This is a genomic window from Vibrio superstes, assembly GCF_003569005.1.
GTDB lineage: Bacteria > Pseudomonadota > Gammaproteobacteria > Enterobacterales > Vibrionaceae > Vibrio > Vibrio superstes.
Genome location: NZ_BCUR01000001.1, coordinates 644,772 through 671,104 on the forward strand (window position 1 = coordinate 644,772; position 26,333 = coordinate 671,104).

The 26,333-nt window shown below is 43.5% G+C and carries 23 protein-coding genes and 1 pseudogene; 5 read left to right on the top strand and 19 right to left on the bottom strand.

Features of this window, described 5'->3' with window-relative positions; translation table 11 throughout:
- Nucleotides 1-79 precede the first annotated feature (79 nt).
- Entirely contained in the window at nucleotides 80-1,480 is a 1,401-nt protein-coding gene (locus D5I41_RS21375) for a sucrose-6-phosphate hydrolase (protein ID WP_235868883.1), read from the bottom strand.
- A gap of 78 nt (nucleotides 1,481-1,558) precedes the next feature.
- A pseudogene (locus D5I41_RS21500) lies at nucleotides 1,559-2,395 on the bottom strand (helix-turn-helix transcriptional regulator); the annotation flags it as partial.
- Between the two features lie 270 nt (nucleotides 2,396-2,665).
- On the opposite strand from D5I41_RS21500, the gene D5I41_RS02695 reads away from it, so the two are divergent.
- The gene (locus D5I41_RS02695; RefSeq protein ID WP_119008380.1) at nucleotides 2,666-3,913 is read left to right on the top strand and encodes a dipeptidase; all 1,248 of its coding nucleotides are present in this window, start codon (nucleotides 2,666-2,668) and stop codon (nucleotides 3,911-3,913) included.
- Nucleotides 3,914-4,388: 475 nt separating this feature from the next.
- On the opposite strand, the gene D5I41_RS02700 is transcribed toward D5I41_RS02695, so the two are convergent.
- Nucleotides 4,389-5,165, bottom strand: a complete 777-nt coding sequence (locus tag D5I41_RS02700; RefSeq protein ID WP_119008381.1) for a RelA/SpoT-related domain-containing protein — start codon at nucleotides 5,163-5,165, stop codon at nucleotides 4,389-4,391.
- Nucleotides 5,166-5,653: 488 nt separating this feature from the next.
- Between D5I41_RS02700 and D5I41_RS02705 the strand changes: the two genes are divergently transcribed.
- On the top strand, nucleotides 5,654-6,649 hold the full coding sequence (locus tag D5I41_RS02705; protein WP_162892778.1) for a polysaccharide lyase family 7 protein: 996 nt from the start codon (nucleotides 5,654-5,656) through the stop codon (nucleotides 6,647-6,649).
- A gap of 454 nt (nucleotides 6,650-7,103) precedes the next feature.
- Here the strand turns inward: D5I41_RS02705 and D5I41_RS02710 are convergent, their stop codons facing one another.
- The 9 genes from D5I41_RS02710 to D5I41_RS02750 all read right to left on the bottom strand — a co-directional run bounded on the left by D5I41_RS02710 (nucleotide 7,104) and on the right by D5I41_RS02750 (nucleotide 13,998).
- Nucleotides 7,104-7,547: a F0F1 ATP synthase subunit epsilon gene (locus D5I41_RS02710; RefSeq protein WP_119008382.1), complete on the bottom strand. Its 444-nt coding sequence runs from the start codon at nucleotides 7,545-7,547 to the stop codon at nucleotides 7,104-7,106.
- A 15-nt stretch (nucleotides 7,548-7,562) separates the two neighbouring features.
- Nucleotides 7,563-8,948, bottom strand: a complete 1,386-nt coding sequence (gene atpD / locus D5I41_RS02715; protein WP_119008383.1) for a F0F1 ATP synthase subunit beta — start codon at nucleotides 8,946-8,948, stop codon at nucleotides 7,563-7,565.
- Between the two features lie 29 nt (nucleotides 8,949-8,977).
- Nucleotides 8,978-9,847 carry a F0F1 ATP synthase subunit gamma gene (gene atpG, locus D5I41_RS02720; RefSeq protein ID WP_119008384.1) on the bottom strand — a complete coding sequence of 290 codons (870 nt, stop codon included), beginning with the start codon at nucleotides 9,845-9,847 and terminating at the stop codon, nucleotides 8,978-8,980.
- A 46-nt stretch (nucleotides 9,848-9,893) separates the two neighbouring features.
- The gene (atpA, locus tag D5I41_RS02725) at nucleotides 9,894-11,435 is read right to left on the bottom strand and encodes a F0F1 ATP synthase subunit alpha (RefSeq protein WP_119008385.1); all 1,542 of its coding nucleotides are present in this window, start codon (nucleotides 11,433-11,435) and stop codon (nucleotides 9,894-9,896) included.
- A 9-nt stretch (nucleotides 11,436-11,444) separates the two neighbouring features.
- Nucleotides 11,445-11,996, bottom strand: coding sequence for a F0F1 ATP synthase subunit delta (locus tag D5I41_RS02730; RefSeq protein ID WP_119008386.1), 552 nt, complete (start codon nucleotides 11,994-11,996; stop codon nucleotides 11,445-11,447).
- Between the two features lie 11 nt (nucleotides 11,997-12,007).
- Nucleotides 12,008-12,478: a F0F1 ATP synthase subunit B gene (locus D5I41_RS02735; RefSeq protein WP_119008387.1), complete on the bottom strand. Its 471-nt coding sequence runs from the start codon at nucleotides 12,476-12,478 to the stop codon at nucleotides 12,008-12,010.
- A gap of 63 nt (nucleotides 12,479-12,541) precedes the next feature.
- A complete protein-coding gene (gene atpE / locus D5I41_RS02740; protein ID WP_004730405.1) occupies nucleotides 12,542-12,778 on the bottom strand; it encodes a F0F1 ATP synthase subunit C in 237 nt (78 codons plus the stop codon).
- Nucleotides 12,779-12,824: 46 nt separating this feature from the next.
- Nucleotides 12,825-13,595, bottom strand: coding sequence for a F0F1 ATP synthase subunit A (gene atpB, locus D5I41_RS02745; RefSeq protein ID WP_119008388.1), 771 nt, complete (start codon nucleotides 13,593-13,595; stop codon nucleotides 12,825-12,827).
- A 1-nt stretch (nucleotide 13,596) separates the two neighbouring features.
- The gene (locus D5I41_RS02750) at nucleotides 13,597-13,998 is read right to left on the bottom strand and encodes an ATP synthase subunit I (protein WP_119008389.1); all 402 of its coding nucleotides are present in this window, start codon (nucleotides 13,996-13,998) and stop codon (nucleotides 13,597-13,599) included.
- Between the two features lie 638 nt (nucleotides 13,999-14,636).
- Between D5I41_RS02750 and D5I41_RS02755 the strand changes: the two genes are divergently transcribed.
- The gene (locus D5I41_RS02755; protein ID WP_119008390.1) at nucleotides 14,637-15,122 is read left to right on the top strand and encodes an arginine repressor; all 486 of its coding nucleotides are present in this window, start codon (nucleotides 14,637-14,639) and stop codon (nucleotides 15,120-15,122) included.
- Nucleotides 15,123-15,209: 87 nt separating this feature from the next.
- Here the strand turns inward: D5I41_RS02755 and D5I41_RS02760 are convergent, their stop codons facing one another.
- The 4 genes from D5I41_RS02760 to D5I41_RS02775 all read right to left on the bottom strand — a co-directional run bounded on the left by D5I41_RS02760 (nucleotide 15,210) and on the right by D5I41_RS02775 (nucleotide 19,123).
- Nucleotides 15,210-16,532, bottom strand: coding sequence for a CoA-disulfide reductase (locus D5I41_RS02760; RefSeq protein WP_119008391.1), 1,323 nt, complete (start codon nucleotides 16,530-16,532; stop codon nucleotides 15,210-15,212).
- 77 nt (nucleotides 16,533-16,609) lie between these two features.
- Nucleotides 16,610-18,022: a cation:dicarboxylate symporter family transporter gene (locus D5I41_RS02765; protein ID WP_119008392.1), complete on the bottom strand. Its 1,413-nt coding sequence runs from the start codon at nucleotides 18,020-18,022 to the stop codon at nucleotides 16,610-16,612.
- A 24-nt stretch (nucleotides 18,023-18,046) separates the two neighbouring features.
- Nucleotides 18,047-18,430 (bottom strand): RidA family protein, encoded by a 384-nt coding sequence (locus D5I41_RS02770; protein ID WP_119008393.1) that lies wholly within the window; start codon nucleotides 18,428-18,430, stop codon nucleotides 18,047-18,049.
- A 15-nt stretch (nucleotides 18,431-18,445) separates the two neighbouring features.
- The gene (locus D5I41_RS02775; protein WP_102542816.1) at nucleotides 18,446-19,123 is read right to left on the bottom strand and encodes a helix-turn-helix transcriptional regulator; all 678 of its coding nucleotides are present in this window, start codon (nucleotides 19,121-19,123) and stop codon (nucleotides 18,446-18,448) included.
- A 455-nt stretch (nucleotides 19,124-19,578) separates the two neighbouring features.
- Here D5I41_RS02775 and D5I41_RS02780 point away from each other — a divergent pair, with 455 nt between their 5' ends.
- Nucleotides 19,579-20,676, top strand: coding sequence for a DUF3541 domain-containing protein (locus D5I41_RS02780; RefSeq protein WP_119008394.1), 1,098 nt, complete (start codon nucleotides 19,579-19,581; stop codon nucleotides 20,674-20,676).
- A 175-nt stretch (nucleotides 20,677-20,851) separates the two neighbouring features.
- Nucleotides 20,852-21,622, top strand: a complete 771-nt coding sequence (locus D5I41_RS02785) for a hypothetical protein (protein ID WP_119008395.1) — start codon at nucleotides 20,852-20,854, stop codon at nucleotides 21,620-21,622.
- 68 nt (nucleotides 21,623-21,690) lie between these two features.
- Here the strand turns inward: D5I41_RS02785 and D5I41_RS02790 are convergent, their stop codons facing one another.
- The 3 genes from D5I41_RS02790 to D5I41_RS02805 all read right to left on the bottom strand — a co-directional run bounded on the left by D5I41_RS02790 (nucleotide 21,691) and on the right by D5I41_RS02805 (nucleotide 26,309).
- A complete protein-coding gene (locus D5I41_RS02790) occupies nucleotides 21,691-22,497 on the bottom strand; it encodes a fumarylacetoacetate hydrolase family protein (protein ID WP_119008396.1) in 807 nt (268 codons plus the stop codon).
- Between the two features lie 697 nt (nucleotides 22,498-23,194).
- Nucleotides 23,195-23,791: a HupE/UreJ family protein gene (locus tag D5I41_RS02800; RefSeq protein WP_119008398.1), complete on the bottom strand. Its 597-nt coding sequence runs from the start codon at nucleotides 23,789-23,791 to the stop codon at nucleotides 23,195-23,197.
- 43 nt (nucleotides 23,792-23,834) lie between these two features.
- Complete coding sequence (locus tag D5I41_RS02805) at nucleotides 23,835-26,309, bottom strand: LamG-like jellyroll fold domain-containing protein (protein ID WP_162892779.1); 2,475 nt, start codon at nucleotides 26,307-26,309, stop codon at nucleotides 23,835-23,837.
- Nucleotides 26,310-26,333: the final 24 nt, after the last annotated feature.

Below are 26,333 nucleotides of genomic sequence, written 5' to 3' on the forward strand. Positions count from 1 at the left end.
TCAACCACTTTTAACAGACGCTCGGTAACTTCTATACATCATTATGGAGAAAATAATGACGCTCATCAGCAACACACCACTATTGGATTTTCGCTGTATTTAACCCATTAATACCCGCTAAAGGATACAGTGTTGCTGCCACACCCTCAGACAATGTTAGGCTATTCATATCGTCAACAAAGAAGCGACTGGTCATAGTATGCTTACCGTTATTAATGAATATCTCCAATACAGAGTTATCTACAAATAGACGAATATTCTGCTGTCTATCTAAGCGTGGTGCATTGCGGATAACCCCATAGTCTTCAGCGTACAGAATACTATTATTTGAACGATCTAAAGTGAACTTATTGTCATGTAAACTAAAGCGTATGTCGTGACCCTTTGAGTTGCTCATTTCTAAGGTAAAATCTTGCTTGGTCGAAAATTCAAGCTCAAAAGTGGTCGTATCAAGCACAACTGTTTGGGATACTTGGTAGCTGTCTTGCCGCAAGTCTTGTAGCTCCTTCAATGGAGACTGTATTAGCATATTACCTTGAAGATTTAGCTCTCTAGGTATGCTTAATAACCCCGCCCATTGATGACGCACTGAGGGAGGGTCGATATCAGGTAGTCCTATCCAGGCCAGCATAATTCGTCGACCTTGGTCATCTAAATAGGTTTGTGGTGCATAGAAATCAAACCCGTAATCTGGCTGGACAACCGGTTGATGATTCTGCAATTCCAAAGTATCTAGATTTAGCCGGTCACCTACGAGGTAGCTCACTGAAAAAATATTCTTATAGTCATACTCATTGTCACCATTTACACCCTGTGGAGAGAAAAGCATAACCCCTCGCCCTTGCAGTTCGAAGTAGTCTGGACACTCCCACATAAACCCAAATTTACTATAACGAGTTTTAACTGGGCCAAGGTGATGCCAATTATCTAACTCATCGGCCCGAAATAATGCCATTGCGCCGTGTTTCTCATGGGTTTGAGCAGCTACCACCATGTAGTAGGTCTCTCCTTCTTTCCATACTTTGGGGTCGCGAAAATGCTCAGTGTAGAAAGAATTACGAACTACAACGCCTTTTTTGGCGATCTTGCCTTCCACATCCATCACTGCATAACACTGCGTAGGCTCTCGTACCCAATCACCATTACGCTTATTGCCAGTAAAAAACAGCAATAACTCCCCTTTATTCACAAGCCCGCTACCTGAATATACACCGTGCGAGTCATAATCCTGATCTGGATAGAGTGCGACGCCATGGTCGCTAAAGTGAATAAAGTCTGCCGTGGACAGGTGATACCAATGCTTTACACCATGCACAGGTCCAAGAGGAAACCATTGGTAAAAGATATGATGCTCACCATTAAAATAACTCAGGCCATTTGGGTCATTGAGCAAACCAAAAGGTGGGGCAATATGAAAGCTTGGGTAACCTTTATCTTGCTGTCGCTCCTTGGCTAGACGGTTGAAGTAACCTTCAGGCATGTCTCGAATCCTTTGATAACGCTGTTTTCGTGTCCAGTCTCCCCATTTGCGTTCGCTCGACCTATGCTCTCTATACTGAGTTGGCGTTAGATTTGTGTACTTCTTAAATGCACGGCTAAAGTGGGTCTGCAGTCGATAGCCATATCGAAACGCAATATCGGCAATATCATCTTGAGATTGAACGAGATCTTTTTTAGCACTCTCAAAGATAAGCTCATCAACCACCTTAGAATACTTAAGTTGTTCACGTTGCAATCTACGTTGTAACTGTCTTGGGTGCATACCAAGTATGCTTGCAGCGGTTTCAATACTTGGTCTGCCGTTGATCAAATACGGTTTAAGGCTCAACTGTAGTGTGCCTTGAAGATCAAACCAGTTATCTATAGATTGTGGCGTTGATATAGCTAACGTTTTAGTGCTTACGACCTGATTAAGTAAACCTTCAGGTAGTTCGACTCCTGTTTTATCTCTCTCTACAAATAATTGATAGTTTGCGGCCGGAAACAACTGACGAAAATATGCTTCTGCGTTTGAGCACACCCAAATTCTTTTCGGATACCAATAGGTTTTTGTTATTGCTTGTATTAAAAGTGTCCAAAATGCTACGGCATACACATCTGACATTTTGTGTTGATGTTGCTTATCTCTTACTAGCCATGTCTCATTAAACTGGTGAAAAAAATAATGATTTACTGTTGAAGACTCATAAATCGCTGAATCAAAGTAGTGATTCAACTGCGTTTCAAGCGTCTCTTTTGTCGATAAATCAACAGACATTAATGACTTTCTCACGTTTTCTCGTGCACACCATTCTATATATGCCACTTGTTGCGAAATAGTCAGACACTGTTCGAGTAGATCAGAGAGCTTATCTATTAGATTTGGTAGTACATACCATTCAGCAGTGGCTAGCATATTTTTATCGGGTAATGCACTTTGTTCCCAAAGTGGCAATACTTCAGGATGATGTCTTTGCAAATATTCCAAGGATGTCTGTAGATACTTAGATTTCGTTAAAGGTATGAAATCTTTACCCGTGTTCGTAACCACTCTTACCCTGACCTCAATCAATGTGTACTTGCCAATTTTAGAACATCACTTTCCAGTTTGAATTGTCGCAAATTGGTTAACGCCCCTCATACGAGTAGATTAGAATTTGCGCAAATTGTCAAATGAGAGTGCTCGATGAAATACACATTAATGGCATCTTTGCTAATGCTAAGTAGGCCAGTTTTTGCTCATGATATTGACCATGAACATATACATACTGAAGACGGGTGGAATGCAAAAGCTGGTTTTGTTTCTGATGTAGACGTAAAAGCAAGGCTTTGGTCAGCTCGCGGAAAAAACCAAGAAGAGATTGAAGCTCGCGCGAGTTACTTAGCGAATCAGTTTGATTCCCCACGAACTCCCGAAGAAAAAGCAAAAGATCAGGCGTTCAAGCAACGATTTAAAGATGCTATTTTTGTTAACACTATTCTTCCTGCAGCTCTAGGTGTCAAAGGTTTTAGTAAAGCAGATGTGGCCAAAGGGTTCCAGCGAAACGTAGACGCAGGCGTTAGTTTGATGAGTGTGTCAACGTATAACTTTCCAGATAGCCAAATATCTGATGAATTGAACACATTTAGCCAAACCAATGATTTAGCTAATGAACTAGGGCTAAAGAAAATCCATACGGTCAAAGATCTGCGTAACAACCATCGTCAAGGTAAAGCGTCGTATGTAATGAATACCCAAGGAGCAGATTTCGCCATTGCAGATATGAGCCTTGTTGAAAAGTATAACGCTATGGGTGTAAAGCAAATGAACTTTGTCTATAACACCGATAACGCTCTCGCTGGTGGCGGTACTAACAATAACTCTGGTGTGACAGAACTAGGCAAGAAATTTATAAGACGTGCTAATCAGGCGGGTGTACTCATTGATGTTTCCCATTCTTCAAGTCAAACCGCTATTGATGCAGCAAAATATTCAAGTAAACCAATAATCGCATCGCACTCTAACGCTTATGGACTGTTACCTATTGGTCGCAACCTTAACGATGAAGCAATTATAGCGATTGGTGATAATGGTGGTGCAGTATGTTCTACCGGTGTTGGTATGTTTTTGAATAAAGAAGGTGACGCTTCTCCAGAGGCCTTTGCAAAACATGTTGTTTACACTGCTAATCTCATCGGTAAAGACAGAACCTGTTTCTCAACGGACTACCTGCATAACTATGAAGACTTTTTAACCACAATGTTACCTTATGATGAAAAGTTTCCTCCGGAACTAGGCTTCGGTGCCCCAACAGAGAATACCACCGTGGAACAAGGCTGGGTAGTTGCACGAGTTTTATCAGAGCAATACGGTTGGAGTGATAGTGAGATACGAGGGTTCCTTGGCGAGAACGTTTTAAGAGTGTACGAAGCAAGCTGGGACACAGCTCAATAATTACGTTTAGAATCTGGAGATAACAAATTGAAAAAATGTATTTTTTAGCTCTTGTCTCATTTGCCTGTATGAACCTGACAAGGTGTGACTTATTTAATTTTGGCAAAAAACGTCGTCTCCGAGAGCCTTTATCGGAGACCTATTCAAATGCTGAGCTACTTAGACCCTCGATAGAAATACTCGAGGGTGACGTGAAAGCACGGCTTCGGCAATACCGTCGTCTCCGAGTGCTTTTATCGGAGACTTATTCAATTGCTGGATTACCTAGACCCCCGATAAGAGCACTCGGGGGTGACGTGAATGTACGGCTTTGGCAAAAACCGTCGTCTCCGAGGGTTTTTATCGGAGACCTATTCAAATGCTGAGGTACTTGACCCCCGATAAGAGCACTCGGGGGTGACGTGAATGTACGGCTTTGGCAAAAACCGTCGTCTCCGAGGGCTTTTATCGGAGAACTATTTAATTGCTGGGGTACCTAAGCCGCTTCAATATTAGTGGTCACATAAGGCAACCAAGCTTGTTGATACAGTTCTTTTGATTGAAAACGGTATCGCTTGATTTGTGACTTTTCAATATCGGTAAAGTCTCGACTTTCTACTGCCGCGAGGCGCTCAATTTTCTGCACTTGCTCATAGATGGTGTGTTCATGACCATTCTTCACATCAGCAATGTCTTTTAGGTGGAGTTGAACCTCAGCAATAATGTTGGTTTTTGGCAGTTGTACTAGGACATTCAAATCGCGGTAACCTGATTCGTTGGGCTTTTTGAAGCGATTCTTCACCTTAACAATCGTAGCTTCACGTTCCAAAACTTCATAGGCATTCATCAAGCTAGAAATATCATTAGCCACTATGGTTGCGCGCGCTAGGTCAGTAATTCGCTCTGCTTTACCACCCAACTCATATTGCACTTTCTCTTGTGCTCGTTGCTGTGATTTGATGCCAGAGAAATAGGCCTCTGATGTTGTGAGTAGAGCTGTACTTTTGCATAGCGTCTCCAACTCAGATTGGGCTTGGTGCGCCTTGCTGTACAGTACGTCGAAGTCAGAATACGGTTGAACTGGGGAGACATCATGATTTTGGATGCCATAAAGACCACTCAAGCTATGTTTAAATTTAGCTGAGCATACTTGGCCTTGATTGTTGTTTGATCGAGAGTTGTCATTGTTTGGCGCAACAGGGACTGCAGCAAACGCAGGTACACGAGTCAGTACTAACAGAGATAGTACTGCGGCACGCAAGAATAAGCTCATTGGCTCTCCTATTTTGTTTTAACTCATAAACGGTAAAGTAAGAAGACTGAGTGAAGACAAAATAAGTTCTGATTAAGATATGGGGATACGCGCTGAAAATCCAATGTCTTTACTCTTCTTTTCGTTTCCAAATGTGAACGCAATCACACGCATTTATATAACCTCTTGTTTCGATTAATAATTACCTCGATCACTTTTTAGCCTAGTTCCAACTCAAGCAAGACTAGTTCGAGAAAGGGTTAAATTCGCAAAAATAAAACAATACCAACGCGAGCCTATCTCTGCTTCGCTGCATTTAATGGATAGCCACCAGCACCGATTGTTCTTAGTGAATGCTGCTTATTCGCTAACTAAATGATTGTTATACATTAATACTATTTCCAAACCGTCATGACTCTGTTTATTTTATTTTTAGTGCGCAGGGCCTCACAGAAGTCAGTTGCACTGATATGAGGTTCTCCATCATTCACTAATAAAAAAGAATCAACATGAAACTACAAACAAAAACACTCCTGACGGCTATTTTAGCGTCCACTGTTTCCTCACACGCATTTGCCCAATTAGACCCAAGCAAAGCACCCTCTGAAAACTTTGACTTGAGCCACTGGAAGCTCAATGTACCTATCGAAGACACCAAGCCTGAACGTGAAGGCCTAGTTATGGAAGTGTCTGTGGCAGAGCTGAACAAAGGCTATGTACATCCTGAGTGGTTCTACACCGACTCTCAGACTGGCGCTATGGTCTTTGTCGCACCCAATAAGGCGATGACCACACCAAACTCAAGCAACGCACGTTCTGAACTGCATGCGATGCTTGCTGACAATCCAGAGGTTGGCACCTATGACCCAGCCAATAACTTTGCGGTTGCTTCCAATAAACATACTGAAGACTATGCTGCCGTTGGCGGTAAATTGAGTGCGGACCTAGCCGTCAATCATGTGAGTGTGAGTGGCGACCATAGGCACAACGATTCATTCTCCGTAGTGATTGGACAAATCCACGCTCGCCACAACGAGCCACTGAAAATCTTCTATCGCAAACTGCCTGATCACGAATATGGTTCTGTTTACTGGAACTACGAGAACAACGCCCTTGGTGATGATTACCATAAGCGTCTAGACATTTCTCATAACGTGTTTGGTAAGGCTAAACTGCGCTTTGGTCAAGAAGATCCACAAGACGGCATCAAGCTAGATGAGAGGATTTCTTACACTGTGAATGTTGAGGGTGACATCATGAATCTTGAGTTCACCAAGGATGCTGACACGGAAAATCCAGTCACCAAGACCTTTGCCATCAACATTGCCGAAGGTAATTACCTAGGCAACAAATACGATGCTGGCTATGCACAATCGCTGTTCTTCTACAAAGCAGGTGCGTACAACCAATGCAGTACTGGCTCTGTAGGCTGTACTAATAATGGTATGGATGCGGGCGATTACACCAAGGTAAGCTTCTATCATTTAGAACTAGACCACGATTAAGACGCATTAATTAAATAGCTACTTCAAATGATAAGGGGATCTCGTCGGGGGTCCCTTTTTACTACTTATCAAAAAGTTCTGCCTTGTTATCCAGCGTTTTTCCTGTGCTATTTCTGACCACTTACTTACTGTGATTGGTATAAGGTAATAAACGAGGTCAGAAGAGGGTTGCAGTTCACCTTGATTATCAAAGCTACACTGACTGCATCGCAAAAAGGAAAGAGCCTCAGAGAGAGGGTGAGTCACCTGAGGCCTTCGGGGATCAGAACTACTACTGTTCTGAGTTTCTCTGCTAAAAGAAATTGTTGTCCCTAAATGAGTCTTACGTTCGACTGCTCACTTGGGGAGGCCAACTTACCGGTAAGAGACAGCAAGCCAGCCTATAAACTGATACCAACCCAAATTTTATCCAAGTTGGTAGATTAAAACGTCAGCAAAAACTGACGTTCCATTTTTAGTGGCGAGTATGAGAACCAGTGAGTTCTACAGCACGCAACTGAGCAATGGCTTTAGCAAGTTCAAGCTGAGCTTGAGCAAAGTTAATGTCCATATTGCCCTTGTTGATGTTTTCTAGAGCAGCGCGTTTTGCTTCTTCTGCACGAGCACGGTCAATGTCTTTACCATGCAAGGCAGTATCCGCTAGAACAGTCACTACATCAGGTTGCACTTCAACCAAACCACCAGAGATATACAATACTTGTTCCTCTGCTTTAGGGCCTGTAACAAACACAGTCACACCAGGTTTGATCTTACTTAGAAGTGGCGAGTGACCTGGGCGAATACCCAGTTCACCGTCGGCTCCTGAAACCGCTAGGGCATGTGCAGGCCCTGAAAACAGTGTACCTTCCGCACTTACGATATTAAGTTGAAATGTATTTTCTGTAACTCCGATAGCCATGATGCACCCTGCCTCTTAGATAGATTTTGCTTTTTCAAGCACTTCGTCGATAGAGCCACAGTACAAGAAGGCTTGCTCTGGGATATCATCGTATTGACCGTCTAGCAGACCCTTGAAGCCTGATAGCGTTTCGCTTAGCGGTACAAACACACCTTTCTGACCAGTAAACACTTCTGCTACGTGGTAAGGCTGAGTTAGGAAACGTTCGATCTTACGAGCACGAGACACGGTTTGTTTATCTTCAGTAGACAACTCATCCATACCCAAAATCGCAATGATGTCTTTAAGCTCTTTGTAACGTTGCAAGGTAGTTTGTACTTTCTGTGCAATGTCATAGTGCTCTTGACCAACCACTAGAGGATCTAGCTGACGAGACGTTGAGTCCAATGGGTCAATCGCTGGGTAAAGACCCAATGCTGCGATATTACGAGACAGAACAACGGTTGCGTCCAAGTGAGCAAAGGTGGTTGCTGGCGATGGGTCAGTCAAGTCATCCGCAGGTACGTATACCGCTTGAATAGACGTGATAGAACCTTGTTTAGTTGAGGTGATACGCTCTTGAAGCACACCCATCTCTTCAGCCAATGTTGGCTGATAACCTACCGCTGAAGGCATACGACCAAGCAGTGCTGATACTTCTGTACCCGCAAGTGTGTAACGGTAGATGTTATCGATGAACAGCAGTACATCACGACCTTCATCACGGAAACGCTCAGCCATAGTAAGACCTGTCAGCGCTACACGTAGACGGTTTCCTGGTGGCTCGTTCATCTGACCGTAAACCATCGCAACTTTATCCAGTACGCCGGCTTCTTTCATTTCGTAGTAGAAATCGTTACCCTCACGAGTACGCTCACCTACACCAGTAAATACTGATAAACCTGAATGGGCTTTCGCGATGTTGTTGATAAGCTCCATCATGTTGACGGTTTTACCTACACCGGCACCACCGAACAGACCGATTTTACCACCCTTGGCGAATGGACAGATAAGGTCGATAACCTTAACGCCAGTCTCCAGAAGCTCAGTGCTGTTTGCTTGGTCTTCATAAGACGGTGCTTCACGGTGAATCTCGTAGTTCTCTTTCTGCCCAATCTCACCACACTCATCGATAGGTTGACCTAGTACATTCATGATGCGACCTAGAGTCTCTTCACCTACAGGTACGGTAATTGGCGAGCCTGTGTTCTCAACTTGCAAACCACGACGTAGACCATCTGAGGTACCCATCGCGATACAGCGAACGATACCGCCACCCATTTGTTGCTGAACTTCCAATACTAGCGAGCCTGCTTCGTCGCCGATGACTTTCAATGCGTCGTATACGCGAGGACCGCTATTGTGGCTGAATTCGACATCCACCACCGCACCGATCACTTTAACTATTTTTCCAACACTCATGTCTAAATCCTCAAATTCTGTTCCGAACCCTATACCGCTTGGGCACCTGAGACTATTTCACTCAGCTCTTGGGTAATGGCAGCCTGACGCGCTTTGTTGTATACCAACTGCAAATCGTCAATCAGTTGGCCGGCGTTATCGGTGGCCGCTTTCATGGCTACCATTCGGGCTGCTTGCTCACACGCAATGCTCTCTACAATGCCTTGGTACACCTGCGATTCTATGTATCGGTGTAGCAACTCGGAGAGTATGTCTTTTGGTGCTTGCTCGTAGATGTAGTCCCAGCGACGTGCTTCTCTTGCATCTGCGTCTGCTTCTACATCTGACGGGTGTGGCAGCAGTTTTGCTGTCGTTGGCTCTTGCACCATGGTGTTAACGAACTTGTTGTAAACCAAATACAAACTGTCGATCTTGCCTTCATCATAGTGACCCAACATCGCATTCACTGTGCCTAGGACATCTTCCAATTTTGGAGTGTCACCAAGGCCTGCCGTTTGCGCGATAACGTTACCGCCGCGTTGGAAGAATGAGATAGCCTTCGAACCGACTAAGGTTGTCTCTACCTCTACTCCCTTCGCACGCCATTGCTCCATTTCTTCCAACACCTTCTTGAACAAGTTGGTGTTCAAGCCGCCACATAAGCCGCGGTCTGATGAAATAATGATGTAAGCAACACGCTTGGGTTCACGCTGTTGAAGATACGGGTGTTGGTATTCCAACGAACCCGACGCGACATGAGAGATAACTTTACGCATGTTCTCGGCATATGGGCGGGTTAGCACCATGTTGTCTTGAACCTTACGCATCTTACTTGCCGCAACCATCTCCATTGCACTGGTGATTTTCTGAGTGTTACTCACACTGCCTATCTTGGTGCGAATTTCTTTAGTATTTGCCATTATCTGCTCCTATTTGTTTTGATTTCCAGTCAACAAACCGGAGCGATTACCAAGCCTTCAATCCAACAAAACCATCTAGAATCTCTTTAAGAGCGCCTTCGATTTCATCGTTGTAGTCACCTGTTGCGTTGATCTTTTCAATCAACTCTGGATTTTGCGCTTTAGCGTAAGCAAGTAACTCTTCTTCAAAGCTCGCAATCTTGTTCAATTCCACTTCAGTCAAGTAACCCTTCTCAGCAGCAAAGATAACCATTGCTTGCTCAGCGACTGACATAGGTGAGTATTGCTTCTGCTTCATTAGCTCTGTAACACGTTCACCATGGTCAAGTTGCTTACGAGTCATCTCATCCAAATCAGAAGAGAATTGAGCAAACGCTGCCAGTTCACGATATTGAGCCAGTGCAGTACGGATACCACCAGACAGTTTCTTGATGATCTTGCTTTGTGCAGCACCACCAACGCGAGATACCGAGATACCTGGGTCAACCGCTGGACGCAAACCTGAGTTAAACAGTTGAGTCTGAAGGAAAATCTGACCATCTGTAATCGAGATTACGTTGGTTGGTACGAACGCTGATACGTCACCCGCTTGGGTTTCGATGATAGGCAGTGCCGTCAATGAACCCGTTTTGCCTTTTACTTCACCCTTGGTGAATTTCTCAACGTACTCTTCGTTTACACGAGCGGCACGTTCTAGTAGGCGCGAGTGGAGGTAAAAAACGTCACCAGGGAAGGCTTCACGACCCGGTGGACGCTTAAGCAATAGAGAGATTTGGCGATAAGCTACCGCTTGTTTTGACAGATCATCATAGATGATAAGTGCATCTTCACCACGGTCACGGAAGTATTCGCCCATGGTACAACCTGCATACGGTGCTAGGTATTGAAGTGCTGCTGATTCTGATGCTGATGCTACCACTACGATGGTGTTTTCAAGTGCACCGTGGTCTTCAAGCTTGCGCACTACGTTAGCAATAGTGGATGCTTTTTGGCCGATAGCGACATACACACACTTAATACCAGAATCTTTTTGGTTGATGATGGCATCAATCGCCATTGCTGTTTTACCAGTCTGACGGTCACCGATGATTAGCTCACGTTGACCACGACCGATTGGCACCATGGTATCAACGGCTTTATAGCCAGTTTGAATGGGTTGATCGACCGACTTACGTTCGATTACACCCGGTGCAATCACTTCTACTGGGTCAAGTTGGTCAAAGCTTACTGCGCCCTTACCATCAATTGGCTCACCAAGCGTGTTCACTACACGACCTAGTAGGCCATTACCTACTGGCACTTCCAAGATACGACCAGTACCTTTTACTTTCATGCCTTCAGAAAGGTCAGTGTAAGGGCCCATAACTACGGCACCCACTGAGAATTGCTCAAGGTTAAGTGCTAGTGCGTATTTGCCACCTGGCAGTTCAATCATCTCACCTTGCATTACATCAGCAAGACCGTTGATTGTGATGATGCCATCACGAACAGAGACTATGGTGCCTTCATTGCGAGCTTCAGTGCTCACATTAAATTTCGCGATTCTCTCTCTGATCAGATCGCTAATTTCATTTGAATTTAATTGCATATCTGTTACCTATCTCGCGTGAAGTTGACTAGCTAATCGGCTAATTGATGTGTTCAAAGAACCATCGATGACTGTTTCGCCCGCTTGGACAACAATCCCACCAACCAATGTGTTATCGAGAACTTGCTCTAGTTCAACTCGACGCTCTAATTTCTTCTCAAGTGCGGCAGTTAGTGACGCAACTTGCTCTTTTGTAAGCGATTCTGAGCTTGTGACAGTGACAGAAACTACACGTTCATGTTCATCCTTTAGCTCGCTGAACAGCTCAAACAGCTCTCTTACAACCGAAAGACGACCATTCTCTGCCAGGACTCTAATTAGGTTCACGACGTGTTCGTCTACTAGTCCTTGGCAAACCTCAACTATGATGTTGGCCAGTTCTTCGGCTTGCTGTGTGCCTGCCCCTTCTGCTGAAGAGATCTCATTAGCGATCGTTTCTTCTTCTGCCACAGCTACAAGGATTGACAGCATTGACTGCCACTCTTGTAACTTGTCTTCACTTAAAGCAAAGTCAAACGATGCTTTAGCGTAGGGATGAGCAATACTGGTGTAATCTGACATATTGCCTCCGCTTAGATTTCGCTTATCAATTGATCAACTAACGCTCGGTTCGCTGCAGAATCTAGGTTCTTGCTAATCAATTTCTGTGCACTTTCAATTACAGCGTCTGCCATATTCGCCTGGAGTTCTTGGCGTAATTTTTGACGCTCGCCTTCTAGTTCGGCTCTACCTTGCTCTAAGATGCGCGCTTTCTCTTGCTCAGCTTCTTGTTGAGCTTGGCTGACGATTTCACTGCGGCGTTTGTTGCCTTGCTCAATCAGTTCAGTCACATTTCTTTTCGCATCTTCGATGAGTTGAGCACCATTTGCTTTCGCTATTTCTAGCTCTTTCGCTGCATTTTCTGAGTGGCGTAGGCCATCAGCAATTTCTTTTTGGCGCTCGTCTAACATCGCGGTGAGAGGTGGCCATACATATTTCATACATAGCCAAACAAAAATCACGAATGAGATTGCTTGTCCTAGCATGCTTGCATTTAAGTTCATACCTTCCTCACTAAATCTTGATTACTTATAAATCGATCTTTTCAAAGCTTGCTAATTAATGAATTAAGCTACTGCGAAGATGATGTATAGACCGATACCAACACCGATCATCGGTACAGCATCCACAAGACCCATCATGATGAAGAATTGAGTACGAAGCATTGGTGTTAGATCCGGTTGACGTGCAACACCTTCAAGGTATTTACCCGCTAGGTTACCGATACCAGATGCTGCACCTGCCGCACCCAAACCAATCAGTAATGCACCTGCTACATATAAAACTGCGCTTACGATATCCATTTGTATCTCCGATATATAAATTTGTTAATTAAATCTGTGTTAGTAATTAATGGTGTTCTTCTGTTGCCATGCCTAAATAGACGATGGTCAGTACCATAAATATAAATGCTTGTAAGAATACGATTAGTATGTGGAATAAAGCCCATGGAACACTCAGTGCCCACTGCATCCACCAAGGCATTAATGCAATCAGGATAAATATCATTTCACCTGCGTACATGTTGCCGAATAATCGCAAACCTAGTGATATTGGTTTTGAAATTAACGTTATTAGTTCAAGAATAAAGTTAACTGGGTATAGAAGTGGATTATCAAATGGCTGAGTTGTTAGCTCTTTAATAAAACCTTTTAGCCCTTTATTTTTAAACGTGTACGTTAATAGCAGAATAAATACACCCAATGCCATCGACATAGGGATATTGACATCCGCCGTCGGTAGGTCTCTGAAATGTGTCAGTCCCATTGCGCCAGTAAGCGTTGGTACTAAATCGATTGGTAATAAGTCGACTGCATTCATTAACAGAACCCAAACAAAGGTGGTTAATGCCAGCGGCCCAATCAATTTATCTTCTGCTTGAAAAATTTCTTTTACTAGATTGTTTACAAACTCAAAGATAACCTCGATAAGACATTGAAAACGACCTGGAACGCCACTGGTTCCCTTGGTTACAACGTATCGAAATGCCCCAATGAAGAGTAAACCTGTAATCCAAGAAACCAACATTGAATCAATGTTGAATGCCCAGAAACCATCACCTGTAGTTAAGAAGGTTAAGTGATGCTCTATATATTCGTGAGCGGTAGTAACTTGTTCCATACTACGCGTACTCCGATTTATTAGAGCCAGTAATAAACGGTGTTAAGAAATATCCAATCATAGTCACAATATACGCTTCTAAGATGACTGGGTTATCCAGACCAAAGAATCGAAATGCTAAGATAAACATTACAAACGTATATATGATTTTAACTACACGACTCATTTGCATTAGATCGCGCAAGCTATAATTAGGATTTCTTTGAACCTTAAGGCTTGCATATATAAAACCAATCAATGGTGGTACCATCGCGATTACGACTCCCAACACTGCAGATTCCATATCTACTTTATTACCGAAAAACACTTCAAATAAAACTACACCGATGGCTAATACTACTTGGCAAAGAATAACTCTTTTAGCTGCAACAAGAATGTCACCGCTGATTCCATCCAGCCTCATAATAAAACCTCATATTTAGCAGTGTAACTTAATATAAAAAACAGTCGAAAGTTAACTTGTTCCTAGAAACTGACTCTTGGCTACCCTTTATATCTCCCCACGAAGGTTAGCTATATAAAACTTATTGGCTATCGCTTCGATATGGATAAGTTACGCCTAAAGTTCCGTGATCAAAACACCAAATACCGACATCAATCATTCCATTTTTGATAACTGCATCACTTATTTATGAAAATTGAGCAACTGGCACTAGATGCGTTCATTTATAACGCTTGATACTGCAACCAAGTGCACAGCACTCTTGATTCATATCAATTTAATTATTTATTTACTATAAATTTGCAAGGTAACTATTCAAAACTGGAATGGTGTGAAAATATAAAGGGTTATCACTGCTTTGTTGTGCAACCTGAGTAATAAAAATAGGAGGAATATCAGTGATACCCTGCATGGACCTTTATCTACAATTAATATGCAACCAACTAAGTATACACACCCATATATTATGCAAGTCATTGATTATCAATAATAAATATAATAGTGATACAGTGATCTTCTTCATACCTAAGGGGGGGAGTTCGATGATAATATTGCACCGCTCACACCTAATACTATTAATGCATCACTAAGGTAATTCTATGCACAGCAGTGCCACCTTGAGTCACCCTCAATCTCAAGAGAAGTCATTGGAAAACGTATGTAAACGTCTTCTCCAGGAAAACAGCTTTCACAATCAGAGTGAACTACGAGAAAGCCTAATCAAAAATGGCTTTGCTGGAATCAGCCAATCAACGGTTTCACGTCTTTTGACTCAACTTGGGGTTATCAAGGCGCCAAACGCCCTAGGAAAAAAGATTTACTGCTTAGCACCAGAAACCAGCGCTATACAATTTGACTCCTCTATTGCCTCCCAGATTGACTCCATTGAAGACAACAAATCCATGATTGTAGTAAAGGCAAAACCTGGAAGTGCCCAGCTCATCGCGAGACTGATTGATTTTGACGCAGACAAAGCCATATTAGGCTCCATTGCCGGTGATGATACTGTGTTGGTTGTACCCAGTGATGTGGAGAATATAGGGCAGTGCAAAGAGGCGGTGCGAAATATACTAGCCCTAAACTGACCTTCACTTTCAAGAAAGCAGTGAGCCTTAAACCCAAAAACCCTAGAAATGGACTATCCACTTCTAGGGTTTTAGTTAGAGTATGACTTACTTGGCTACGTTACCCGCGACATTCAGGGCATCCCACGTACGAGCAAACGGAGGAGCGTAGCAGAAATCGAGATAACCCAATTGCGATGTGGTCATCTTAGCTGTAATTGCAACTGCTAGAGCATTAATGCGGCTTACTGCACCTTTCTTACCAACGATCTCGCCACCTAAGATTACTTTGGTTGTTGGGTTGTAGATTAACTTCACCTTAATATCTTCTTGACCAGGGTAATAGTCGGTTTGGTTTTTGTCTGAAATCACAGAGATCTTGTGCTCAATGCCAGACTCTTCGGCTAGTGCCTGAGTGACACCCGTGCAGGCCATCTCGTAATCTAAGACTTTCAAACATGAAGAACCTAGGAAGCCTTCCAGATAAACATCTTTGCCCGATAGATTGTCTGCCATCATTCGAGCTTGCTTGTTCGCCGTTGTAGCAAGCGGCAGATAAACCGATTGGTTTAAAGCAATGTGGTGAGCCACAGCGCAATCACCCACAGCGTAAATGTGTTCATCTGCTGTTTGGCCGAACTCATTAACAAGCAATGCACCTGTTGGATGTTTGTCTAAATCAAACATCTCGGTATTAGGCTTAAAACCCAAAGACATAACAACCACGTCTGCAAATACAGAGCCTTTATCTGTGATCACCTCGTAGCCACCAGCATCAGCATCTTGAATGGCTTCTACACTACAATCGACTCTTAAGTCCGCACCCGCTTCTGTAATACTTTGTTCTACGGCAGACACCATATCTGCGCCAAACTGGCGGCTCATTACGCGTGAGGCACGCTCAATGATAGTCACCTTCTTGTTTAAATGGTCAGCGGCATCAAATACCTCAAGACCAATGAAGCCGGCACCTATGACACAGATATTTTTATTTTTCTCATCTGCAAACGCAGCTTTTACTGCCAGACCATCTTCTTGGCTCGTCAGGGTATATACATTTTCTGGATTAAACTCACCGAAGCTTGGCACTATGGGCCTAGCACCTGTGCAAATGATGAGCTTGTCGTAGTCGATGAACTCAATGGTACCTTCAACTCGCACTTCAACTCGTTTATTGGCACGGTCAACTGCGATGACTTCTGTAGAGATCCTAAGATCTAGTCCAGACTTAATCGCCTGCTCTGGAGTACGAGAAATCATTCGCTCAGTATCATCAAACATGCCACCAGCGAAGTAAGGCAAGCCACAGCCGCCAAAGGAGATATAGTCACGCTTTTCGATAACAACCACTTCATCACTTGGCTGATTGCGTTTGTACTTTGCCGCAAAACTCATACCCGCCGCGTTACCGCCGATCACCACTATTTTCATACTAAAACCTTAACTAAAAAGGGTGGCCAATATGGCCACCAAATAGAGTATTTCTTTATATTTATTAAAGAGACCGATTAAGCTATCGCTTCCTCTGGATTCTCAGTGCCTTTGGTTACTTCCGAGTTATACACTTCTTTGTCTAGCGTGCCGTTCTTCTTCGCAGTCAATACACCGGACAACATAGAACCAGAGATATTCAATGCAGTACGCGCCATATCAATCAAGGCTTCGATTGAGACTAGGATTGCTACAACCGTGATATCTAATCCCATGATAGTCAGTACCGCTACAGCTGCGAAGGTAGCACCACCACCCACACCAGCAATACCGAATGAAGCAATCGCGATAACGGCAACTAGCTGAACAATGAAACCTAGGTCTACTGGAATGCCCATGACTTGCGCAGCCATGATAGCTAGCATTGCTGGGTAGATACCTGCACAACCATTTTGGCCAATACTCGTACCGAACGTTGCTGACATGTTGGCAGTTTCTTCGTCTACACCTAAAGTGCGATTTTGCGTTTCAACGTTAAGTGGGATAGCCGCCATGCTTGAACGAGAACCGAAACCAAACACCAATACAGGCCATGATTTCTTCACAAACTTCATTGGAGACAAACCCGTGATGGATACCATAGCGATGTGCACTAAGTACATAGCAAAGATTGCTGCGTAGCTTGCAACTAGGAAACGGCCCATCTCTGCAAGAGCAAATAGGTCGTTTGTCATCATGAACGACGTCATCAGAGCGAACACACCGTATGGCGTTAGCTTCAAGATTTCGCGAACCATAGACAGTACAACTTCTTTAGCAGAGTTAATGAAATCTACGAAGTTTTGTACTTTCTCTGGACGACGCTTCTTAACTTGCAGGATGCTGTAGCCGAGGAACATACCAAATAGAACAGTAGATAGCGTTGATGTTCTTTCAGAGCCCGTCAACATATCGAACACGTTTGCAGGAATGATTGATAGAGCAAGTGCAGCTAGACCATTGCTAGACATGCTTTCTTGAGTTGAAAGCAGACGATCACCACGAGCTTCAATAGCGCCGTTAGAGCCAACAGAGGTGACCATAGTGTTAGCATCAATACCAAAGATATAGATACTTGCAACACCAATGATGGCTGAAATCGCTACGGTGAAGATCAATAAACCAATGATTTTTGGTGCTATTTTCGACAGTGCGCCCGCACCATCTACGTTCATGACCGAAGAAACCATAGCCACAAACACCAATGGAATAACGATCATTTGTAGAAGCTTGATGTAGCCTTTACCAAATACAGAGATGAACTCGCCAAAGCTCGCGACTGCACTGTGGTCAACGCCCAGTGACAACTGAATCACGCCACCAAATAAAAGACCACCTACCAATGCACTTAATACGCGGTAGTTAAATGTTTTCTTTTGCTTTTTAAAATTGGATAGTACTGCGTAAAAACCTAAAAACAGTACGGAAAGTACAACAAATTGGAAACTCATAATTAAATCCTATTTAGGCTTTCGCTATTTGCGATGCGCAATAGCTTCGACTTCGACAAGTGCATCTTTAGGTAAGCGAGCTGCTTCTACACAAGAGCGCGCCGGTGGATTATCTGTGCCAAATACTTCGGTATATACTTCGTTAAATGCAGCAAAATTCTCCATATCAGACAGAAAACAGGTGGTTTTTAGAACGGTCTCTAGACTGGCACCACCAGCTTCTAATACTTCTTTTAGATTTAATAACGACTGCCTTGCTTGCTCTTTGATGCCACCTTCAACAAACGCCATGGTTTCTGGATCTAGAGGTAATTGACCCGAAGTCAGTACTAACTCGGAATAAGCAGTACCTTGGGCATAAGGTCCGATTGCAGCTGGAGCATTAGAGGTTGAGATAAGTTGTTTCACGACTTTTCCTTAATTTTAAATTTCAGTTGTTTCTGATTTGAATTCTCTGAGGAATTTATAGATTGCCTGACGAGTGATCCCTAGCTTTTCTGCCACTTGTGTTGTGGTCTCTTTCAGCTCAAAAATCCCATTGTCAAACAGGTGTTTGGTAATCGCTTTATTACGTCCTTTTGGAGTCACACTCGGATCGCCATCCACTTCATGAATGGCTTGTTCAAGTGCTTGATAAATCACATCACCTGCAGAGGTGCTGAAATGTTCGTTCTCCAAGAAGTTGCTCACTGACACATCAGGCATCAGTGTTTTCATGATCTCTGGGAAAGGGTGAGACAAGTTCATATTGATACACAACATGCCAATAGCTTTGCCATTCTCACCGGCCAGCACGCATGTGGTTGATTTCATCATTGCGCCATCACTACTCTTAGTGAAATAGCATTTCGGCGAAACCTCTCCTGTTCGCTCAAACTCGCTCCACATGCGTAGACCAAGGTCGGTTATTGGGGAACCGATTTCACGTCCGGTATGATGACCATTGACGATTTTTACTACTGAGTTTTCAAGGCTCTCAAAAGAGTGAATCAATACTTCGCAATGCGGCCCAATTAAATCCGCAATAGTGTCTGCAATGCGAAAATAGTGTTGAAGGCTTTTTTTGTCTTCTTTTGTAAACTTAACTTGTTGTACGCTCATCACTTAGGTTTACTTCTATTAACTCGGTAGGCACAGAATACTCCTATAGGGGTAGATAACAAAACCGACCAAAAACACATTAAGCCATTGTTTTTAAATGGATTTATTGGATAAATAGATCTAGATCAAAAAATATTAGAGAACCACATCACACTAAAGTGGTAGTTTGAGTTTAATTTTATTAACTGCATCAAGGTTTAAAAATGTAAACTTAAACTCCGCCACCAGACTGACACAAAATAAACGAGATCTTGCTCAACATTGGCGAAAAATAGAGCGATAAAAGATGAATTTAAAGACTAAAGAATTGGAGATTAAAGCTCATTCATCGCTGGTTGATTAATAGACACGTCAAGTGTCTTTAACGGCAAAATAACTTTCAAAGTCATATTGTTAGATATATTTCGCCTAGAATAAGCAATGTAGCTATTTTAGAGATAAGGAAATTCAAGGAAATGATTAAACGGCCACTAACCTATATAGGTATTACTGCACTCGTTTGCTCTGGTGTGGCGGTTTGTTATTTTCAACAACCTACCTCCTCAGGCGATTATCGTAGCGCAGCCAAAACCGTAAAACAGACCTATGAGCAGGAACTATTTACTCTCTCACCCTATAAGCAAGGTCACTTTGGTTTACGCATGTTCCGACAAACGCTAGATCCTAAATACCTTGTCGTGATTGAAGAAGACATCGGCATCATGTCCATAAGATTGAACCAACTCTCTGTCGAACTCAACGCCAAGCAAACCATGAATCAATACGCAGAGCGGCGCCTAACGCAATATCAACAAGGTAAAGATGAGCGCAGTAAAAGACGGCTGGTCGCTACAAAGGACAAACCAGAATACTTTTATCTAGGCTTGGATTTACTGAGATATATGGCTCGAGTCGATGACTATGGTCTAAAGCACAAAGATGATAAGAGGCTAAGAAGACATCTTGAGCAATACCCCTTTGATAAGCTGTTTACGGACAAAGCGATGATAAGAGCATGGGCTGCTCAACTGGCCAATCAGGTTTATTGGCTGAAGCAGTTGGGGATGGGAGATCACGTCACTAAGTTCACTCAAGCTCTAAAAGATACCTACCCAGATCATGAAGATTATCGACTGTCTCTACAGCAGTATGAAAACAAGCTCTATGGTATGACCCATATTGTGATTGCGGACTCGGGCTACTATCAACGCCAAGTCAACGAAGAGGATCATGCTTGGATATACGACTATTTCCGAAAAAACATAGAAGACATCATCACCTATACCAAGCAAGACATCATCGCAGAGGTTGGTATTAGTTTCTTACTCGCCGGACTTGAGGATGATCCCGCGGTCTATAAAGCTCGAGAAGCCATCAGACAATCTATCGATGAAACCGCAGGTCGCATCCCTTCTGTCTCTGGAAACCTAGATTTTAGCTACGGTGAACACCGCAATGTTTTAGCGATCATGCTTCTCGATTGGCACTTACCCAATGCAGGTCCGAATACCTCCACAACACCAAGCCTATTTAAAACCCTTCCCTACGGACTGCAGATAAAACCTGTTCAGTAAGACGAACTAACCCTTCTCTAATCAAGAAATGCCTTTAACAATAAGTAAAGCTTATTACTCATAGTAGCGATTGGCATTGGAGCTAATCAAACCTTGTTGATATAAATGCCCCCGAACCCATGCACCCATGCTCTGTGACTTATGTTCGCGGAACCTAGAGCTAAAAGGTAAGTAAATGAAGCATCTTATATCGATACTAGTATTAATCACTCTTGTAGGTTGTAACTCCTCTAGTGATGACAATACCTCACAACAGTTACCACCCTCACACTTACCAGAGGGCACTGTTCCTGATCGTCCTTCTCCTGATGCGGGCAATCCTGGGCATCTACCCGGTGACTTTATCCCAGATAGACTGCCGATTGATTGGTATAATGAGGCCTCTGCTCGATATGGTATGTCCGTTGAAAATCTAGATGCAGTATGTCGTTATACAACCTCACACCCTCAAATCAATACTCATGTCTCTTGTGATTGGAGGAATGAAGAGCTGACCATCGTGTATTTTGCTTCTCGCTATAACAGCGAACCAGAATTGCTTTTTGACCACTCTTTTATCTGGGTGATCAACGACACTAGAATCAACCATGGATTGATCTGGCCCATGACCAACCACAAAGCCGTTGGTTTGGAAGGACAGAACCTCTCGGTAAAATACGATGCGGTGAGTCTCAATATCCGAACACAATGCTCGGCTTCAGATTGCACCTTAATCAATCATGTTCTGACTCATACCTCTGACAATAATCATGTCCTTTCAAATGGTATCCCTTACAACCACACCACCGACTTTGACATGCAGACCTACAAGCAGTCAGAGCGTTTCTACTATCGCACCAACTTTGTGGATTTGGATACCGGTGAGTCTTACAACAATACATTGCACCTAGAAGATGACTTCCCAGCGCTGATGCATGAGGTCTTAGCTCCTGCGTTTGGCTACTAAACAGCCCAATAAAAAAGAGAGAGTTGAATCATCAACTCTCTCTTTTCAAAGGTGTGAACAGATAAAATTCAAAACTTCATTGTATTGCTTACTTCCCCTATCCCATCAATAGCAACAGAAACGACATCGTTATTTTTCAATGCCTTGGTCCGCCCAGGGGTGCCCATAAAGATCAGGTCTCCGGGCTTTAAGGTAAAGTATTTGCTGAGGTAACTCACAACCTTGGTAGGGCTGTGGATCATGTTTTGGGTATTTTCCTGCTGTACGATGTTGCCGTTCAAGCGAGTTGTCAGTACCAGGTTCTCGTAATCAACTCCTCGAGTGATGGTACTCGCGATTGGGCCAAAACCATCTGCGGCCTTAGCTCTTAACCACTGAAGATCTCGTCCCTGCCAGCTTCGCTCAGTAATGTCGTTGCCGACCGTCACGCCAAATATGGCTTCCCGAGCTTGCTGTTCATCGATATTACGTACCTCTTTACCAATGATGAGCACTAACTCCCCCTCAAAGTGCACGTTACTGGCGCCCTCAGGCACCAATACAGGTTCTCCAGAAAGAATTAAAGACGATGGAAGTTTTAAAAACAACGGGGGTGGCTTACTCGAAGGGGATGCTATGTGACTTGCGAAATTCATCCCAACAGCAAAAACCTTTTCCGGCTCGACTGGTAGCAGGATCCTTACAACACTCTGCTTCAAAGAAGAAGCAGACACGCTATATTGACCGAACAGATCACCAACAACAGGATAAATCCTATTTTGTTTGAGTTGACCATAACTGACAGCGCCTTGGTACTCATAGCGAACAAACTGCTCGCTGGCAGCCTGGCTCAGAGTTGAAAGACATAATCCTAGAACCAATAAAATCCATTTCATACATACTCTCCCAAAAAGACCCTACCTTTACGGGAAGGTAGAGCTTTTCGATCATAGTAGAGTATCAGATTGATAGTAGGATTCTTCTCCATCTGACCCTATCATTGGTGTCTCATCTATCAACTCGCTCATATCACCAAACGCTAAAATAGTTTGGTTCAAGTCATAAAATAGGTAACCAAAAGCACCCACTATAGATAAGACAACAAGCGCTATAATTGCGCTCCTCTTCCATGTAAACACAACACCTGATTCATAACACATAAGCACCTCAATCCTTTGAACTTGCTAATGAATACATGATCAATACTAATGACTATTTGAGCATTCACGGAGTCAAGAAAAGGCGTTTTGTGACATTGAAATGCCAATGCTGCTAGAAACGAAACCGAGATCACTGTTAGTGAGACGAAGAGGCATCTTTCAAAGTAATTCAAAACTTGAAACTAGATTAAACTGGCCTATTCTCGTGATCCGAACATATACAAAACAACCAATACAGTGAAAGTTGCCGCATCACTTCACTGCATTTCTATAGAATTAATCTGCCTATAATTTGATCTAGGAACTCGCCATTTGATTTCTAGAATCAAGAGGCTAGGCCATCTGCAATTAATACAAACACCTCGAAGTAACCTTTAAGGTTTTAAAAGTATTGGGTTATCCTTACCGTGCTTGAGCTATTAGTAATGTGAAGCTACCTATAGGTAAGCATAAGCAAAGGAATATACTCGGTGACCAAGTACCCACCGATACCCGCAAACGCAGCACCCGCATAATTCAGATATTCTTTCATTGTTACTTTTCGTTCCGCCAACTTGCCAAGAAGCACACCAACGAGGTGAATCGCCGCAGTTCCGACTAAGAATCCAGAGACAAACAAGCCAGGATTCGTCAACCGAGGCAACTCCGACCCATGAGCATAGCCATGGAAAATACCAAAAAAACAAGTGCCAATCACACCAATAATGATCGCAGGCTTATAGCTAGTAAAAATTGCAATGCCCAAGATAAACACCGAAAGTGCAATGGCAAATTCGGATAAAATGAGCCTGACACCAATAGCCGCAAAACCCGCACCGCAAATCATGGCCAACATAAAACAGGCTGGAATGGACCAGACATACTTTCCACCCAATCGTGCGCTGATAATACCCACCGATAGCATCGCCATTAAGTGGTCAATACCCGCAACAGGGTGCATTAAACCTTCAAAGAAACCGGCATCCATCATGCGAATGTGCGCGTGCGCTGGAGTTGAGGCTAACAAAACTAAAACTGCTAAAATTCTCATTTAAAATTGGCTGCTGCTGTTACGCAGCAGCCATCTCCTTTACTTATCTTTGTTGGTTATGAATGGCTTTGATTTCGCTCGCACTCAAGGCACGATCCCAAACCATGGCATCACTCATGTAACCCTGGAAATAACGCTCGTTGTTGTTGCTGCTATCAGACCAGCCCGATGCCAAATTAAATAGGTTGCCATTGTCCTCACCCCATTTCAGCTCGGCGCCCTTCTCTTCTTCTGCAATCAACTCACCGTTTAAATACAAACGAACCATGCGGTTATCATAAGTTGTGATTAGGTGAGACCAGGTATTCACATCAGCGGAGTATTCAGTTGCACGAAGGTAAGTAAAGCCTTCGTGATCACCAGCCTCTGCGCGTTCAGCGGCAATACCCGTAGCCCACATGGTGCGCTGACGAGAACCTAGACAGAAACCACTCTTAGTTCTCTCACCGTTACCCATATAACAACCCCAATCTCCAATTGAGTCAGGTTTTAGCCATATTGAGAATGAGATTTGATCGTCACCTAACCACAGGTTCGGTGAATCAAGTTCAGTGTCCGTAGGCATGTACGAGATCTTAGTTTCTTGGTCATAGCCGGTATGCAGAACAGAACCTCGTTCTGCGTCTTGAACAAACTCGTATTCACCTTCAACTGTGTACTCAAGCTGATGCTTTGAAGTGCTTGGTTCTAGATCTTCAGAAAGTGGTAGCTCGATAGTTGCATTAAGGTGTTTTGCTTCTACTTCACTGTTGTATACATCTAACATTTCTGGATCTGACCATGCTGACCAACGCTGCATTTCATCGCGGTATCGGCCCATCACACAGAACTCACCATTAGGTAGTTCATAGTCCACATAGAATGTATGGTCTACGCCAAGGAAGAGCTGAGAAATATCATGGCCTACATTTCTGTCGATGCCGTACAGATCTTCATCACTCTCTGCGCCAAAGATGTTCTCAATATCACGCTTAACGTTGAGCTCTGCGGTATTGATTTCACACGCTTGTGTATAAGGGTTTAGCTTTCCTAGCACAAATTCGGTACTGAACATTTCAGAACCCGACGTCGTGTAGTAATCAGATAGCGATACCTCGATCGTGTCTTGTTGCATGTCTAACTGAGTGCTAGACAAAATGATCGATGGCTTGTCTGGCAAAATACCGTCTTTGTTCAAACGGAATTCATCAATCAAGAACGGCGTCTCAATTGGGTTCACTACGTTGCCCGTTGACCATGTCTGAATCACTACTTCATCGGTTTCTAGATCAATATCAACCAATTGGAAGTTGTGGATTTGCTGGGTTCTTGACACGTCTGGATAGTCGTTGACTGAACCATGTGCAACCAGTTCGTCGTAGTCAGAAGGATCATCAGCACGCTTAGTCCAATACTCATCAAATGACGCACCACCACTGATTAAGTGGTAACCACTGTGGTCTCGGAAAGTACCACGAGCATAGTTGTGTGTATGGGCACCAATGTACATAGCAAACTTTTCAGACTTGTTCAGCTCTGCGGTATAAACGCGCTCAACCAGCTCTTCTTCATCACCCTGGCCTAGCTCAGATCGAAGTGGGTGGTGACCAACTGCAAATATCCAATCAATTGAATCGTCTTGGTCTGCGGTTTCAACCAGTTCTTTCACCCATTGACCCTGACGAACCATTTCATCGCCAGTCATATTGCTTAGCTTAACTTCCGTATTCAGCATGACAAAGAGCACGCGACCCTGCTTGAATGCGTAATACTCTTCAACGTGCTCTGGCAAGGGTTGAATACCTTGATAGTCCAAGTGGTCATATTTAAAGTGTGCGAAATAAAGAGAGGCCGTTGGATCTTGATAGTATTCATGGTTGCCAAGTGCCGTATAGAAAGGCAGTTCACCAGACAAGTATTTCATCTTGCCAAAGTGGGTGTCTTGATAATCTTGCAGCGTACTGCGGTCAACCTGATCACCGTTGTTAAGTACTAGGCTTGCTGCATGAACGCCCTCTTCTGGGTATTCAGTCTCAAGCACATAGCGAGCACCTTTTACCAAGCGATCAATGCGGTCATCTTCAGCATATTGGTGATCACCAATCACGAGAAAACGCATGTTTCCTTCTTTGCTATCGCTAGGTGCTGCTACGAAGCTAAACTCTTCTGATGCTGTATTGTCGGTGATCACTCGGTAATAATAAGTGGTCCCCGGTGTAAGCCCTTCAATGCTCGCAGTATGATAGTGATACTGATAGCCAAGGCGCTGTGAGTCACCATAAATCTCGTTGGTATAAAGGCCTGGCTTAGGGCCAAACAGCACCTTAGATTCGTTACCAGCGTCCGTGCGCCAACTCACTACCATAGTGTCGTCTTGAGCCGACATTAAGTAAGGTTCGTTGATCAGTACGTAATCACTTGGGTCGAAGGGAATACCTGAACCATCCTGAGAATCATTGCTTGAGCTAGAGTTACAGCCGGTTAACGCCAAAGCTAAGGTAACGCTTGCCGCCAGTACTTTTAAATTTGGGGTTTTCATCATTTCTCCAAAATCCATAGAATT